This is a genomic window from Flavobacterium sp. UBA6135, assembly GCF_002428305.1.
Classification (GTDB): Bacteria; Bacteroidota; Bacteroidia; order Flavobacteriales; family Flavobacteriaceae; genus Flavobacterium.
This window is the reverse complement of the sequence record NZ_DIVJ01000050.1, coordinates 17,083-31,250: the sequence shown is the minus strand read 5'-3', so window position 1 is coordinate 31,250 and position 14,168 is coordinate 17,083. Positions and strand designations below refer to the sequence as shown.

Genomic DNA, 14,168 nt, shown 5'->3' with positions numbered 1-14,168 from the left:
AGGGTTGCGAGTTAGGGGTTTTTGTCTACTGAGTAGGAATTTGTTCTTTCAGATGCAGCAGCTTAAATTTTGTCTTCACCATTTTGCGGGATTACTGTTTGAATTTTTATTTTGATGTGGTACTTTTTGTTTGTTTTTAGGAAGTTTATGATTCTTTAGTTTATTGATTTTTTTAGTTCTTTTAGTTTTTTGGTTATTTAGATTATTTAATTCTTTAGTTTATTGATTATAACGTTATTGATTTGTGTTTTTTAGGGATATAGATAGGAAAAAGCTTGGTTATTTTTTGAAAGGGAGGGGAAAGTTGGTTATATTTGAGGATATTTAGTGATTACCCAACATTTGACTAAACCAACAATGTTCTGGAATAAAAAGAAAAATAAATCAACGGAATTTAAATGCTCTGAATGTGGACAAGTCCATTTGGAATGGCCTGCTTTGACCTTTAAATCACCTGCGAATTACGACTTTCTGTCTGACAAAGAAAAAACGGAACTTGGAAAACTGGATTCGGACTTTTGCGAAATTCATTACACAGACCAAATCGACCGTTTTATAAAAGTAACACTTACTCAAAAACTAAAAGACGCTTGTGAAACTCTGGAATATGGACTTTGGGTTTCATTAAGCGAAAAAAGCTATGTAGATTATAAAGAAAATTATAATAATCCGAATCACAAAACTGGATATTTTGGTTGGTTATGTAGCAATATTCCTGAATATGGAAACACATCTTTAATTCCTTGCGATGTAATGACAAAAAGCGGAAATAACAGACCTGAAATTTTTCCTCACGAAGATTTTGACCATCCATTTGTTCGAGATTATTACGACGGAATTTTAAAAACAGAAGCTGAAAATAGAATAAAGGAAATGATAAAAAACGTTGGGTAATCGAGTAGACTGCCCTGCTAGAAACTGACAGGGAGAGCCTCTCACATCAATTAGAATAGGTTGTTTTGAATGGGATGAAAAGTTGGGTAATATATAACAACAACTTAGGAGAGAATATTTACAGAGATAATTTTCAATTAATAATTATAATTTAATATAGATGCTTTTAAGAATTTTATCATTAATCTATCTAGCGATTTTTATTACGAACTACTATATAGTAATCCCGTATTTTTTTGTTTTTTATAGTTTTCTAACAATAGGTTTAATATGTATTAATTTAAAAGAAACAAATAATTTTAAAAGACAATTAGAAAATAACAAATTTGAATTTTATATAAGAGAATATGAAAATAATCAGTTTTTAAGATATTTATACTCCTTTGTTGTATTGATAATAATTTTTTCAGTTATTTATTATATCCCACTTAAGACAAAAGAATTGGACGATATCGATTATATTTATTTTATTCTAACTTTGATTGTAACTACATTCATAAATTGGAAAAAAGATAATTATGATTATTATTACTTTGGTGAAGAGTTTATTAAAAAGCCAGGAAAAAAGTTTTCTAAAATATTTTGGAAAGAAGTAAAAAACATTTATGAAAATGAAAAAGAGGAATTAATTATAATTGATTTGCATGATGGAAGTAGTATAAAAATTGGTACAGAGCCATATTACAGTTTTTGGAAAAAGAAAAACGAAATTTTAACATATATAAAAAACAAAATTAAATAAAATACGTCGCTGAACAATCCGGTTTGCAAAAGCGGGGGTTTCGTTTAATGAGAATTCGATTCTGCATGGTTTAATATTACAATGTTTTAAGCGGGCGTTTAAACGCTTTTAACTAATACACTTTATTATGAAAAATTTAATCTTATTTACACTTATATTACTTTTATCGTGTGATAATAATGATAAAATCACCGAACAAACAAGTGAACTAGTGGGAAACTATAAATTTGTTTCCCTAACTTCAGACACAGCACTAGATCTAAATTTAGATGGTTTGGCAACAACAGATTTTAAAACTGAATTGGAAGATTTTTACACTACTTATTTTCACCCCGCAATGAGAGTAAAAGAAGCACCTAACGATTATTTATTAGAAATTATCATCCCTAAACCTTCATTTTATCCAGAATACAACGATTATGATATTACTTATTTAAGTAGAGGTCATAATGCTTATATTACTTATAGAAAAAATAAAAATCAGCTTATTTATAGTGTAGGGAATGATGAGGAATATCAACTTCTACATGGATCACCTATTATCAAAGACATAAAAATACTTCCAAATAATCAAATTCGTGTAGATTGTACTCAAAGATTTTATCATCATCCAGATGGTTGGTTCGATACTTACTTAATTGGAATATATGAAAAGTAGTAATCAAAAGTAGTTTTGGCTGCACCAAAACTACTTTAATTAGTAAAAACAAATTTACGAATCTTTAGAACGCTATTGGTAGTTATCAAAATGCATTAAAAGTGTTCACTCCGGTAAAATATCCTGACGCACATAAAAAGTGTTCGGACTCCATAAGCAGATTAGAAAGTTTGTTGCTAAAGGAGAAAAAATGAGGCGTTAAATACAAAATAATTAAAAAGAATAAGAGCGACAAAACTCAAACGTGGAGTGTCGCTCTTATCAACCTAACCAATAAATAAACAAACTAATTTAAAAACTAATGTATGGCATTAGTTAGTAATATATTTCTCGAAGTCTTTAGTGTTCACTCTTGCTTTTAAATCGTGCAGGAGATTATACAAACCAAAGAACGTTCTGTTGATGTATAAAAAATGTTTTGAACCTCTGTTGCCGTTCATTTTTCGCAATTGGGTGTCTTTTGAAAATTCTTCACCCATTTTAGCAATGTTTCCAAAGAACTCTTCATCTGAAAAATCAAAGAAATCACCGTGAAACGGTTTTGTAAACAAGCTCAGTAACTGATGAAATAAGCCTGTGAAATATGCAATCTCTTTAGGCGAATCGTCGCTTCGTAATATTTCCAATTCAAATAACTTTTCATTGAACAATTTTGGGTTGCCAATTACTTCAGGCCGTGCCAATTCGAAATAAGGGACATAAAACTCTTCCGGAACTTGCTTGATACAACCAAAATCAATCGCAATCAAATTGGCATCCTTGTCTATTAAAAAATTACCGGGATGCGGATCCGCATGCACTTGACGCAAATGGTGCATTTGATACATATAAAAATCCCACAAGGCTTGACCTAATTTATCTCCTTTTGCTCTATCGGTATTGTGGGCCGTAAACTCCGACAAATGCTCGCCTTCCATCCAATCCATGGTTAGAATTCTCTTTGAAGACAGGTCTTCGTAATAAATGGGGAAACGCAAATTTGGAATAGTGGAACAAGCTTCGGCAATAAACTTTCCTTGTTTTAACTCCAAATCATAATCGGTTTCTTCCATTAATTTATGTTCAACCTCCTTAAAATATTTCTCAGAGTCTTTTCCTTGGAGGTTGAACATTTTAATTGCAAAAGGTTTCACAATTGCCAAGTCTGAACTAATACTATCCGCCACGCCCGGGTATTGGATTTTCACAGCTAAATTTTTCCCATCTTTGGTTGCTTTGTGTACCTGGCCGATACTCGCCGCATTTATAGAATCAGGCGTGAACGAATCGTATAGTTGTTCAGGAAATTTTCCCAAATAATTTTTAAATGTTTTTCTAACCAGCGGAGCACTCAATGGTGGCACCGAAAATTGGGCTAGTGAAAATTTCTCTACATAGGCTCGAGGCATGATGTTTTTTTCCATGCTAAGCATTTGAGCCACTTTCAACGCACTCCCTTTCAGGTTTTTTAGTCCGTCATAAATATCTTCTGCATTGTTTTCATTTAACTTATCTTTTGTTAGCGATGGGTTTACCACCTTTTCGCCATAGTAAGCAATGTAATTTCCGCCCACTTTTAAACCGGTTTTTACTAATTGTCCGGCTCTTTCAATTTTGTTGGTCGGTATTTTGTCTAATGTTTTCAATGGCTTTTATTTAAATTTTTCTTTCCAAACAAATTTTCCCAAATCTACTAAACTATCCAAAGGTGTGGTGTTCAATACATCAAAAGTAGCTTTCACCGCTTTTTCAATCATCACATCTGTTTTTTCAAATCCTTTGGAAGTATCATCCAACCAGAATTTCAATATAAATAAGAACTCCACCCAAGCACCTTCTACATACAGTGGTTTTGCAATTTTATTAACTTTAAAATCCTCTTCAGAAGTTTGCGTGTCTATCATATCTACGATAAAACTTTTGAAATGGTTTCTAAAAGTTTTCAATTGTTGTAAATTTTTCAACATATTTTTTTCTTCTTTCAAAGCAAACATGACATAACTTCTGTTAAGTGTCAGTATTTCGATTAAAGAAAAATATAGGGTGAGCAATTTATTTTTATTCGAATAGGTCAAATAATTTTCGTCGGCTTCAATGGTTCCTTTGACATTGTCAAAGAATTTTACCCAGATGTCTTGCTTCAAGGCTTCTAGCGAACCGTAAAAAGCGTAAAAGTCACTCTCATCAATTTTATTGTCTTTGCAAAACAGGTAAACGTTTTTGGGCTCTGCATTGTGCTGCAACACATTGTCCATAAAAACACTGATAATGTGATCGTCAGTGATTGTTTTTTTCTTTGTTGTACTTTTCTTGGTTGTGGTCATAATAGATTTATTTAAATCCGATTCAAAGATACTGACTTGTTTAATCTTTATCAAAAATAATTAAACAAATATTTGTTAAAAATCGTTCAAAAAAAAAGACCATTACTTTCGCAATGGTCTTGAATATCAAAAAATACTTCTTAGTTTTTTAACTCTGCTTCGGTATCTTTAATCATTTTTTCATTTGCCGTGATGGTAAACTCAACACGACGATTTTTGCTTCTACCTTCAACCGTTTCATTTGTTGCTATAGGGTCGTTTGGTCCCATTCCTTTCGTTTGGAAACGAGAAGTTGCTAATCCTTTGCTTACCAAATAAGATCTAACGGAAGCAGCTCTATCTTCAGAAAGTTTTTGATTGAACTCCAATCTTCCTGTACTGTCTGTATACCCATAAATCACAATATCCGTATCAGGATAGCTTTGAAAAACAGGCACCACTTTATCTAAATTAGCTTTTGCCACATTGGTCAAAACTGATTTATTGGTTTCAAAGTTTACAGAGTTTTCACCCAATACCAATACTACCCCTTCTCCTACTCTATTTACTTCGGCACCCGGTAACGCTTGTTCAATTTCACGAGCTTGTTTGTCCATTTTGTTACCAATAGAACCCCCAACGGCTCCACCCACAACACCGCCTATAACGGCACCTACTGCAGTATTTCCGCCTTTTCCTAAGTTGTTTCCTAAAACACCACCAATAACAGCACCGGCAACCGCACCGATTCCGGCACCTCGTTGTGTTCTATTTGTATTTTTTGCAGCCTCACAACCCGTTGATAAACTTGCAACTGCAAAAACTCCCGTCAATAATAAGCTTACTGATTTTTTCATATGAATTTATATTTAATTATAGTATTAATTAACTCTTTGAAATTGATAAACCACATCAGCAATTGTTCCGCCAACGTTAATTCTGTCAACCAATTGAAATGCATTTTCAGATACATTTGCCACTTTGAGTACATAACCTTCACGCACTCTTTTAGCTTTTTCTCCTGCGTCTAGAACTTTCATTACAAAATTTCCTTCTTTATTAACAAACCAAGTAATTGGTGAACTAAAAGCAGGACAACCCATTTTAGTCAAAGCCATATCACCTTTGTTATTGTTGGAAATAAATCTCCAAGTACTTCCCACAAAACATTGGGAATCTGCTAAATCAAACGAATTAACTTTGATAACTTCAGAACCGGGATAGTTTACTGAAGAAACTACCCAATTCCCTTTCATAGCCACTTCTGTCTTGTTGTCCAATTTTGTAGCTGTATTGGTTTTACAAGCGAAAATCACAACACTTAAAATACTTAAAATAATTACTTTTTTCATGTTTTTAAAATTTTTATAAATTTTGACTTACAAATATAACACCAAAATTGAATCATAAAGTTACATAATTATAGAATAATTTTACGACATTTTGTCATAATTTATTTTTGGTATCGCTTTTGCTCAATAGAAAATAACAAACGTTTAACTAAAATAAAATACATATGACAACCGGAAAAATTAATGTTTCTGTAGAAAACATCTTTCCTTTAATTAAAAAGTTTTTATACAGCGATCACGAAATTTTTCTTCGTGAGTTAGTGTCCAATGCAACAGATGCTACACTAAAACTAAAACACTTAACGAGCATTGGTGAGGCCAAAGTAGAATATGGCAATCCCATTATTGAAGTAAAAATCGATAAGGAGAATAAAAAATTACATATTATCGATCAAGGTTTGGGTATGACCGCCGAAGAAGTGGAAAAATACATCAACCAAGTGGCTTTTTCTGGTGCAGAAGAATTTTTAGAAAAATATAAAGATTCAGCAAAAGACTCAGGAATCATCGGCCATTTTGGTTTAGGTTTCTACTCTGCCTTTATGGTGGCTTCCAAAGTGGAAATCATTACTAAATCGTTTAAAGACGAACCGGCAGCTCATTGGACGTGTGACGGAAGTCCTGAATTCACGTTAGTTCCAAGCGATAAAACTGACCGTGGAACAGAAATCATCCTTCATATTGCTGAAGATTCTTTAGAATTTTTAGAAGAATTTAAAATCCGTGAATTGTTGAAAAAATACAACAAATTCATGCCGGTGCCCATTAAATTTGGAACCAAAAAAGAAACACTTCCAAAACCGGAAGATGCTCCTGAAGATTACAAAGCAGAAGAAATTGAAGTAGATAACATCATCAATAACCCAACTCCGGCCTGGACAAAAGCTCCAACGGAATTGAAAGATGAGGATTATAAAGAATTTTACAGAGAATTATATCCCATGCAATTTGAAGATCCGTTGTTCAGCATACATTTGAACGTGGATTATCCGTTTAATTTGACCGGAATTTTATATTTCCCAAAAATGTCTGCGGATTTACAAATTCAAAAAGACAAAATTCAATTGTACCAAAATCAGGTTTATGTAACCGATAATGTAGAAGGAATTGTTCCTGAATTTTTAGTGATGTTACGCGGAGTGATTGATTCGCCGGATATTCCGTTGAATGTTTCGCGTTCGTATTTGCAATCGGATGGCAATGTGAAAAAGATTTCGAATTACATTACCAGAAAAGTAGCGGATAAATTAAAATCGTTATTCAACGAAAACCGTGAAGATTTTGAACAAAAATGGAATGACATCAAAATCGTTTTGGAATACGGAATGCTTTCGGAAGCTAAATTCTATGAAAAAGCAGGCGATTTTGTATTATATCCAAGCGTAGATGAGAAATATTACACTTTAACCGAATTAAAAGAAAAAATATCCGCCAATCAAACGGACAAAAACGGAAAATTGGTGGTTTTATATGCTTCCAACAAAGAAGCACAACATGGCTACATCGACATTGCCAAAGAAAAAGGTTATGAAGTGTTGTTATTGGACAGTCCGATTGTTTCACATTTAATTCAAAAATTAGAATCGGATAATGAAAACCTGACGTTTGTTCGTGTCGATTCGGATCATATTGACAAATTAATCCAAAAAGAAGACACACAAATTTCAAAATTATCAGAAGAAGAAGCAACCAAATTGAAAACCGTTTTAGAGGAAATGGTACCAAAAGCAACCTACACGGTTCAATTGGAAGCTATGGATAGCAATGCGGCACCATTCATGATTACACAACCGGAATTTATGCGACGCATGAAAGAAATGAGTCAATCCGGCGGTGGCGGCATGTTTGGTATGGGTAACTTCCCGGAGATGTATAATTTGGTAGTGAATACGAATTCTAATTTAGCCACAACCATTCTTACAACAGAAGACAAATCAGCTCAGGAACATTTAGTAAAACAAGCGATGGATTTGGCAAAAATTTCTCAAGGATTGTTGAAAGGTGAGGAATTGACGGCTTTTGTGAAGCGAAGTTTTGAGATGATTAAGTAAGAGAGAATAGAAAATAGAAGAAAGAAGAAAGAGGAAAGAGGAAAGAGGAAAGAGGAAAGACCTGTGAGTGCAAACTTGCAGGTTTTTTTTGTGCAATAAATTATAAGATTTTACGTAATTAGATTGTAATTAGAGTTTAGCATGCGATGTATTATTACAATCTTAAGTTTTTTTTGGTTTGGCATTTGTTGTGCACAAGATGGCATATCATTAGAAAAAGTAGTAAAAGCTGATTTTGACGAAAATGGCATTGAAGACATTGCCTATTTAACCCAAGAAACATCATCAGATTATGACTCAATTCAAATTGAAGTTCATCTGATGGGAAGCGAAGGTATTTTGCATGAAATAAAAACCGAGAAGATAATTTTTTACAAAACCAATTCTGATGATTATCTGCTTTGTTATTCCTTTACTTTTAGTGAAAACAGTCTTAATTTGGTTTTCAGGAAAGACGCTACTAATTATTATTGGTTTTTTGAATACAATGAAAATGATTTTGAACTGCTGTATTATGGAGAATCCATACGAGAAAATGACACACAAACCTTCAGGTATTTAAACTTGAAATCCGGCAAATTATCTGTTAGTCAATTAAAACCAAATGCCGACAACTGGGATACTTTTTCAAAACCTTTTACGGTGATTTCAATTCCTACTTTAAAGGAATTTAAAGGTTATGAAGTCAAATGGCCCAAGTAATGTTTTGAAAAAACGTTCAAATCTGAAATCTTTTAATCAATGTATTCAAGAAATCACGAACTTTGAACTCGCAACCCGAAACCCGAAACCTTCATATGACCCTTACCATTGACACACCCGCCCTACTCTTTTCTGCCACCTCTTTGATTTTATTGGCTTATACGAATCGTTTTTTAACCATTGCTCAAATTGTGCGAGGTTTAAAAAAGACCTATGATGAAAAAGAGAACAAAAGCATTTTGATTGAAATTTCAAATTTAAATTTACGATTAACACTAATTCGTTATATGCAATTGGCAGGTGTGTTGAGTTTGTTTTTATCCGTTTTTTCTATGTTAGTTTTATTTTTTGAATACCAATTGCTTGGCATTATTCTTTTTGGAGGAAGTTTATTGGCATTGTTGATTTCGTTAGGCATTTCATTTTGGGAAATTAGTATTTCCGTAAAAGCGTTGCGAGTACATTTAAAGGATTTGGTGGATTAAAAATAATTTATTACTGCCAAATAAATTGGCATTCCCAAGGTAATATTAAAAGGAAATGAAACTGCCAAAGCCATTGGAACGAACAATCCGGGATTTGCTTTAGGAACAGCCATTTTCATTGCAGCAGGCACAGCGATATAAGAGGCACTTGCCGCCAGTACAGCAAACATAAATCTATCACCCACATCATTGGTAACAAATTGACTGAGTAACGCTACCAAGCATCCGTTAAACAAGGGTATGACAACGGCAAAAACGGCTGTAAACCATCCACTCTTTAAAAAATCATTGATTTTTTTACCGCACACAATTCCCATATCTAATAAAAAAATAGCTAAAAAGCCTTTAAAAATATCAGTAGTAAAAGGTTTGATTCCCATGGCCTCTTTGTCACTTGTCAAAAAACCAATCAATAAGCTTCCTAAAATTAAAAATACACTTCCATTAGTGAATGAATGTTTGATTATGGAACCCATAGAGCTGTTGCAAGATTCTTTTGTGCCAAATGAACGAATTAAAATAACACCAATAATTATAGCCGGTGCTTCCATCAATGCCATTACAGCAACCATATGCCCGCTGAACAGAATGTTTTGAATTTCTAAAAAAGAAACAGCCGTAACAAATGTTACTGCACTCACGGAACCATAAGCTGCCGCAATGGCTCCAGAATTTTCTGTGCTAAGTTTTCTTTTCAGTATAAAAAAGGTGTATAATGGGATTATAGAAGCTATAACAACTCCAAAAAGTAACGCCCAAAAAATTGAAAGATTCAACTCGCTGTGAACCAATTCTTGTCCACCTTTAAAACCAATTGAAAACAAGAGATAAAGTGAAATAAATTTTGAAGAATTTGGCGGTATTTGAAGATCGCTTTTAAACTTTACCGCTAAAATACCTAATACAAAAAACAATAAAGCCGGATTGGTTAAATTTTGAAGTAATAAATCTAAATTCATTAAATAAATATGTTATTAGGTGTAAAATTGGTTTCTTTTTTGCAGGCCCTTGTAAGTCGATCATTGATAGTTTTTCCTATACCAACATCTGGAAATTTTTCAGCTATCAATAGATCAAAACCTTTTTCATCGAGTTTATGCATAGCAGCATAAAGATTTTTTGCTGCTTCTTCTAAATTACTTTTAGGTGATAAAACCTCAACAAAGTAATCAGAATAAAAATCTTTTTTATCAAAAACAATTATTCCAATATTTTTACCAATTAAATTGAAAGCTGTTTGCAAAGGATTCTCACACAGAATCATTGGTGTTTTAGGTGCGTAATGTTTATCTAACATACCAGGAGCTATTGGATTTTTGTTAGAGTTTTTTACAAATTTTACTTTTCCAACTACTGTTTCTATCTTTTCCAAAGAGAGCGACCCTAAACGATAAACTATAACTTCATTATTTTTGAAACCTATAATTGTTGACTCTATTCCTTTTGAACAAGAACCGCCATCAAGAATTACATCTAGTTTGTTTTTAAAATACTTTTCTACATGTTTAGCAGAAGTAGGACTAATAGAACCAAAAGGATTAGCACTTGGTGCCGCTAAGGGGGTATCAGTCATTTTTATTAATTCTAAAGTCAACTTGTGATTAGGCATTCTAACCGCAACAGTATTTTTACCTCCGGTAACTAAATCTGAAATTGATTTCCTCTTCTCAAAAATCATAGTTAGAGGGCCAGGCCAAAAATTTTGTGCCAACACATATGCTTTTTCAGGTATAGAAACCGCAAGTTTTTCTAAAGATTCGATGGAATCAACATGAACGATAAGCGGATTAAAAAAAGGTCTTTCCTTGATTTCGAAAATTTTTTTAATGGCATTTTCATTGTAGATAGATGCCGCTAATCCATATACTGTTTCAGTAGGTATAGCAACAACCTCCCCTTTATTAATATAAAAAGCGGCTTTTTTGACAGATTTTGTTATTATCCCTCGCTTATTAGGGATTGCAGTGGTAGCAAAACTCGGGTGACTCATAATGTTTACCTTTTGGATATTTTTCTAATATGGTGTGCTTACATTTTTGACAAGAATACTGAAAAGCAAAAGTAGATTCTGTGGGATATTTACACCATTTACATGGCAGGCCTTTAATAACTTTATTGATATCAAAACCAGGTGTTTGACAACTCGGACAAAGCGTTGCTAACTTAGCTACTAATTTTTGTGTTGCTTTCTCAATAATCTTCATTCGTGTCGGATTTCTATGAGCTCTCATATCCGTTTCTACCCAAACTTCGTCTGACTGTGCAGAGAGTGACTCATAACTCAATTTTAATTGTTCCCAATCCAAAATATCTTTAATTATTTTTGAAAAATCATTTTCAGAATCTTTTAGAATCAAACCATGCGAAGGAAAATTTGCTTGTTTAGCAAACTCAAGTAATTCAGAGAATGTAGTTACTTTTTCTGCATTGAAATTAGTTTCAATACTTAATTCACGGGCTACAACTTCAAGATTGTTTTTTTTATCAATCAATACTATTAACTCATCATCGGCATGTGCAAAAAACATACTAGGATGTGGGCCAAAAGAACCCTCAGATGCAATTCCCAAATCATAGCCATAATAATCCATAGCCTCAAGGCATTTATTGCGTACTGCTTCTAGTGCATTATCCAGTCTTGAAATTTCTCCTGTAAATGTGCCAAACTTATCTGTATCATAATCATTTGGCACAAAAACTTCTAAACCCAAATGCTCTTCAATGAGCGGAGAAATAACTTTTTCCTTCTGATGCTTGGTGGCTATAATAAGTTTTCTACCTTCAAAAAACTTCATTTGTTTCTTTCTTTGCAACAGAAATAATTTGAATTGCTCCGGAAATTTGAATGTCTAAATCATCTTTTGCAGATTCTGTTATCAAACGATCTATGCTTACTAGAGCTTCTTTTAATGCCACAATTCTTTTCTTAGAATGCGGTAATTCTATACCATATTTTTCGTAAGCACTGAACATTTCCAATTCATGAAAATTAATTTTATCCTTAATTAAAGTAAATAAGATCCTCTTAGCCTCAGCAGATTTGAAGGATCCATCAATCAGGTCGAAAGTTAAATTTGTTGTCATTATTGTTGATTTTTAGATTATTTGATTTTTAGATTATTTGATTTCAAAAAATAAAGAGTAAACAAAATTCCTAATCCTAAATAAAAATGAAAAATGATATTTTTAGGAAATAAAACAGATGCAATAAAACCGGTTAGTAACCATATAGTAGCATAAATCAAACCGTATTTCTGAAGTATATTTTTCATTGACTAGAATTTTATTTTGCAAAGCTCAAAAAATTATTTCATATATTTTTATTTATATTTGTAATGATATACATAAACAAAACTTATGAATTACACCTTACATCAATTGCTTATTTTCTTGAAAATAACAGAAACCAAAAGTATTACCAAGGCTGCAGAGGAGATGCACCTAACCCAACCTGCAATATCCATTCAACTTAAAAAATTTCAAGATCAATTTGACATTCCATTAACGGAAGTCATTGGAAGACAACTGTATGTAACAGATTTTGGAAAAGAAATTGCTATTGCTGCTGAAAAAATTTTAAATGAATTGCAGAAGATAAACTATAAAACTATGGCATTCAAAGGCCAATTAACAGGACGACTAAAAATATCTGTTGTATCCACCGGCAAGTATGTTATACCCTACTTTATAACTGATTTTTTAAAAGAAAATAAAGCAGTTGAATTGGAACTTGATGTAACCAACAAGTCAAAAGTAATTAAAAGTTTACAAAATAATGATGTTGATTTTTCTCTTGTTTCCTTACTTCCTGAAAAAATAGATGTAGAAAAAATCGACCTAATGGAAAACAAACTGTATTTGGTAGGAAACAAAGAATTTGACTTCCCAAATGAGCACAACAACAAATCAATAATTGAAAATATCCCTATAATTTATAGAGAAAAAGGATCTGGAACCAGACAAGTAATGGAACAATTTCTTGAAAGTAATAAATTACAATTGGTCAAAAAAATGGAATTAACTTCAAACGAAGCAGTAAAACAAGCATTAATTGCAGGAATTGGCTGCTCCATCATGCCTTTGATAGGACTCAAAAACGAATTAAATAATGGTGACTTACATATCATCCCCATAAAAGGGTTACCATTAAAGTCCACCTGGAGTTTGATATGGTTAAAGCAAAAAAACCTATCCCCGGTTGCCAAGGCATTTACTGATTATTTATTGGTAAATAAAAATAAAATAATGGCTGAAAAATTTGCTTGGATTTAATATTTTATTCTATAATCCACATCAAAACCGGTTTGTCCACTGCTTTTAATTTTCCATCCAAAATCTGCATGAATGCATCAGAAACAGCGGGACAACCCCAACTTAATGGCGAATATCTTGGATAAATTTCTTCGTTGGAAACGGCTAGCCATGAATGCAACACCACTACTCTTTTCACCGCATTCGCGTTAGTGGTTTCTAAACCATGTAACCAGTATTTGATGTTGATTCCCCATGAACTGTAATCCCGTTTCCCAACCTTAAATTTACCCTTCATTGAACAATGACTATTGATTGTATTGCTGAATTTGGCTTTCTTATATTTTTCGGGATTGTCTTCAAAAACATCACAAGTGCCATGGGTAACTATATTTTTATCAATGCTATTTTTAGTTTTAAAATCATATATAAAAAAGCGATTTTTACCTGAATGGATACTCATATCAATTAAGAAATAAAAATCCTGATTGAATTGGTTCGCTTTGCAATAAGCCAAAGCTTCATTATGAATAGAAGTATACTCTTTTGCTAATTCAAGCGGAGCAGTATGATTGCAATTCACAAAAGATAAAACAAAGAGTACAAACAATTTTCTCACTGGCTTTTTTTATTTTTAAACTGAGAAATAATCAAATTAGTATAATACCTCAAAAAAAACTTGAAACCTGAAACTTGAAACCTTCAACTCACAACTTTTCCCTATCTTTGCCGGCTTTTTAAAATTTAAAAT

General features: G+C 32.6%; 17 protein-coding genes. 7 read left to right on the top strand and 10 right to left on the bottom strand.

Going from position 1 to position 14,168, the window contains the following annotated elements; genetic code table 11:
- Nucleotides 1-357: 357 nt before the first annotated feature.
- The 3 genes from B3L86_RS13060 to B3L86_RS13050 all read left to right on the top strand — a co-directional run bounded on the left by B3L86_RS13060 (nucleotide 358) and on the right by B3L86_RS13050 (nucleotide 2,294).
- Complete coding sequence (locus tag B3L86_RS13060) at nucleotides 358-894, top strand: DUF2199 domain-containing protein (RefSeq protein ID WP_291120075.1); 537 nt, start codon at nucleotides 358-360, stop codon at nucleotides 892-894.
- A gap of 160 nt (nucleotides 895-1,054) precedes the next feature.
- Nucleotides 1,055-1,636: a hypothetical protein gene (locus tag B3L86_RS13055; RefSeq protein WP_291120072.1), complete on the top strand. Its 582-nt coding sequence runs from the start codon at nucleotides 1,055-1,057 to the stop codon at nucleotides 1,634-1,636.
- 127 nt (nucleotides 1,637-1,763) lie between these two features.
- Nucleotides 1,764-2,294: a hypothetical protein gene (locus B3L86_RS13050; protein ID WP_291120069.1), complete on the top strand. Its 531-nt coding sequence runs from the start codon at nucleotides 1,764-1,766 to the stop codon at nucleotides 2,292-2,294.
- 311 nt (nucleotides 2,295-2,605) lie between these two features.
- Here B3L86_RS13050 and B3L86_RS13045 read toward each other — a convergent pair whose 3' ends face one another.
- The 4 genes from B3L86_RS13045 to B3L86_RS13030 form a co-directional block, all read right to left on the bottom strand.
- A complete protein-coding gene (locus tag B3L86_RS13045) occupies nucleotides 2,606-3,919 on the bottom strand; it encodes an ABC1 kinase family protein (protein WP_291120066.1) in 1,314 nt (437 codons plus the stop codon).
- A 6-nt stretch (nucleotides 3,920-3,925) separates the two neighbouring features.
- Complete coding sequence (locus tag B3L86_RS13040) at nucleotides 3,926-4,597, bottom strand: TetR family transcriptional regulator C-terminal domain-containing protein (protein ID WP_291120056.1); 672 nt, start codon at nucleotides 4,595-4,597, stop codon at nucleotides 3,926-3,928.
- A 140-nt stretch (nucleotides 4,598-4,737) separates the two neighbouring features.
- A complete protein-coding gene (locus B3L86_RS13035; protein WP_291120053.1) occupies nucleotides 4,738-5,433 on the bottom strand; it encodes an OmpA family protein in 696 nt (231 codons plus the stop codon).
- Between the two features lie 24 nt (nucleotides 5,434-5,457).
- Nucleotides 5,458-5,928, bottom strand: a complete 471-nt coding sequence (locus B3L86_RS13030) for a lipocalin family protein (RefSeq protein ID WP_291120050.1) — start codon at nucleotides 5,926-5,928, stop codon at nucleotides 5,458-5,460.
- 164 nt (nucleotides 5,929-6,092) lie between these two features.
- Here B3L86_RS13030 and htpG point away from each other — a divergent pair, with 164 nt between their 5' ends.
- The 3 genes from htpG to B3L86_RS13015 all read left to right on the top strand — a co-directional run bounded on the left by htpG (nucleotide 6,093) and on the right by B3L86_RS13015 (nucleotide 9,166).
- Complete coding sequence (htpG, locus tag B3L86_RS13025) at nucleotides 6,093-7,979, top strand: molecular chaperone HtpG (RefSeq protein WP_291120047.1); 1,887 nt, start codon at nucleotides 6,093-6,095, stop codon at nucleotides 7,977-7,979.
- Between the two features lie 141 nt (nucleotides 7,980-8,120).
- Nucleotides 8,121-8,681: a hypothetical protein gene (locus B3L86_RS13020; protein WP_291120045.1), complete on the top strand. Its 561-nt coding sequence runs from the start codon at nucleotides 8,121-8,123 to the stop codon at nucleotides 8,679-8,681.
- A 95-nt stretch (nucleotides 8,682-8,776) separates the two neighbouring features.
- A complete protein-coding gene (locus B3L86_RS13015) occupies nucleotides 8,777-9,166 on the top strand; it encodes a DUF2721 domain-containing protein (RefSeq protein ID WP_291120042.1) in 390 nt (129 codons plus the stop codon).
- Here the strand turns inward: B3L86_RS13015 and B3L86_RS13010 are convergent.
- Genes B3L86_RS13010 through B3L86_RS12990 form a run of 5 tightly spaced genes read right to left on the bottom strand, consistent with a single transcriptional unit; the run spans nucleotide 9,163 to nucleotide 12,438 of the window.
- Nucleotides 9,163-10,125: a sodium-dependent bicarbonate transport family permease gene (locus B3L86_RS13010; protein WP_291120039.1), complete on the bottom strand. Its 963-nt coding sequence runs from the start codon at nucleotides 10,123-10,125 to the stop codon at nucleotides 9,163-9,165. The two genes, B3L86_RS13015 and B3L86_RS13010, sit on opposite strands and share 4 nt — an antisense overlap.
- Nucleotides 10,125-11,156, bottom strand: a complete 1,032-nt coding sequence (locus tag B3L86_RS13005; RefSeq protein WP_291120036.1) for an L-threonylcarbamoyladenylate synthase — start codon at nucleotides 11,154-11,156, stop codon at nucleotides 10,125-10,127. Before B3L86_RS13005 ends, B3L86_RS13010 begins: the two co-directional genes overlap by 1 nt.
- Nucleotides 11,119-11,961, bottom strand: coding sequence for a DUF6671 family protein (locus B3L86_RS13000; RefSeq protein WP_291120033.1), 843 nt, complete (start codon nucleotides 11,959-11,961; stop codon nucleotides 11,119-11,121). Before B3L86_RS13000 ends, B3L86_RS13005 begins: the two co-directional genes overlap by 38 nt.
- Nucleotides 11,948-12,250, bottom strand: coding sequence for a hypothetical protein (locus B3L86_RS12995; protein ID WP_291120027.1), 303 nt, complete (start codon nucleotides 12,248-12,250; stop codon nucleotides 11,948-11,950). The genes B3L86_RS13000 and B3L86_RS12995 overlap by 14 nt, the downstream gene beginning before the upstream one ends.
- Nucleotides 12,251-12,267: 17 nt before the next feature.
- Nucleotides 12,268-12,438, bottom strand: coding sequence for a hypothetical protein (locus tag B3L86_RS12990; protein ID WP_291120020.1), 171 nt, complete (start codon nucleotides 12,436-12,438; stop codon nucleotides 12,268-12,270).
- Between the two features lie 85 nt (nucleotides 12,439-12,523).
- Here B3L86_RS12990 and B3L86_RS12985 point away from each other — a divergent pair, with 85 nt between their 5' ends.
- Nucleotides 12,524-13,438 carry a LysR family transcriptional regulator gene (locus B3L86_RS12985; RefSeq protein WP_291120017.1) on the top strand — a complete coding sequence of 305 codons (915 nt, stop codon included), beginning with the start codon at nucleotides 12,524-12,526 and terminating at the stop codon, nucleotides 13,436-13,438.
- Between the two features lie 4 nt (nucleotides 13,439-13,442).
- On the opposite strand, the gene B3L86_RS12980 is transcribed toward B3L86_RS12985, so the two are convergent.
- Complete coding sequence (locus B3L86_RS12980) at nucleotides 13,443-14,036, bottom strand: murein L,D-transpeptidase catalytic domain-containing protein (RefSeq protein ID WP_349679493.1); 594 nt, start codon at nucleotides 14,034-14,036, stop codon at nucleotides 13,443-13,445.
- Between the last annotated feature and the right edge of the window lie 132 nt (nucleotides 14,037-14,168).

What these genes read in the sequence shown, in the direction of transcription:
- B3L86_RS13060 (WP_291120075.1), top strand. Translation starts at nt 358, where the DNA reads ATGTTCTGGAATAAAAAGAAAAATAAATCAACGGAATTTAAATGCTCT.
- B3L86_RS13055 (WP_291120072.1), top strand. Translation starts at nt 1,055, where the DNA reads ATGCTTTTAAGAATTTTATCATTAATCTATCTAGCGATTTTTATTACG.
- B3L86_RS13050 (WP_291120069.1), top strand. Translation starts at nt 1,764, where the DNA reads ATGAAAAATTTAATCTTATTTACACTTATATTACTTTTATCGTGTGAT.
- B3L86_RS13040 (WP_291120056.1), bottom strand. Translation starts at nt 4,597, where the DNA reads ATGACCACAACCAAGAAAAGTACAACAAAGAAAAAAACAATCACTGAC.
- B3L86_RS13035 (WP_291120053.1), bottom strand. Translation starts at nt 5,433, where the DNA reads ATGAAAAAATCAGTAAGCTTATTATTGACGGGAGTTTTTGCAGTTGCA.
- B3L86_RS13030 (WP_291120050.1), bottom strand. Translation starts at nt 5,928, where the DNA reads ATGAAAAAAGTAATTATTTTAAGTATTTTAAGTGTTGTGATTTTCGCT.
- htpG (WP_291120047.1), top strand. Translation starts at nt 6,093, where the DNA reads ATGACAACCGGAAAAATTAATGTTTCTGTAGAAAACATCTTTCCTTTA.
- B3L86_RS13020 (WP_291120045.1), top strand. Translation starts at nt 8,121, where the DNA reads ATGCGATGTATTATTACAATCTTAAGTTTTTTTTGGTTTGGCATTTGT.
- B3L86_RS13015 (WP_291120042.1), top strand. Translation starts at nt 8,777, where the DNA reads ATGACCCTTACCATTGACACACCCGCCCTACTCTTTTCTGCCACCTCT.
- B3L86_RS13010 (WP_291120039.1), bottom strand. Translation starts at nt 10,125, where the DNA reads ATGAATTTAGATTTATTACTTCAAAATTTAACCAATCCGGCTTTATTG.
- B3L86_RS13005 (WP_291120036.1), bottom strand. Translation starts at nt 11,156, where the DNA reads ATGAGTCACCCGAGTTTTGCTACCACTGCAATCCCTAATAAGCGAGGG.
- B3L86_RS13000 (WP_291120033.1), bottom strand. Translation starts at nt 11,961, where the DNA reads ATGAAGTTTTTTGAAGGTAGAAAACTTATTATAGCCACCAAGCATCAG.
- B3L86_RS12995 (WP_291120027.1), bottom strand. Translation starts at nt 12,250, where the DNA reads ATGACAACAAATTTAACTTTCGACCTGATTGATGGATCCTTCAAATCT.
- B3L86_RS12990 (WP_291120020.1), bottom strand. Translation starts at nt 12,438, where the DNA reads ATGAAAAATATACTTCAGAAATACGGTTTGATTTATGCTACTATATGG.
- B3L86_RS12985 (WP_291120017.1), top strand. Translation starts at nt 12,524, where the DNA reads ATGAATTACACCTTACATCAATTGCTTATTTTCTTGAAAATAACAGAA.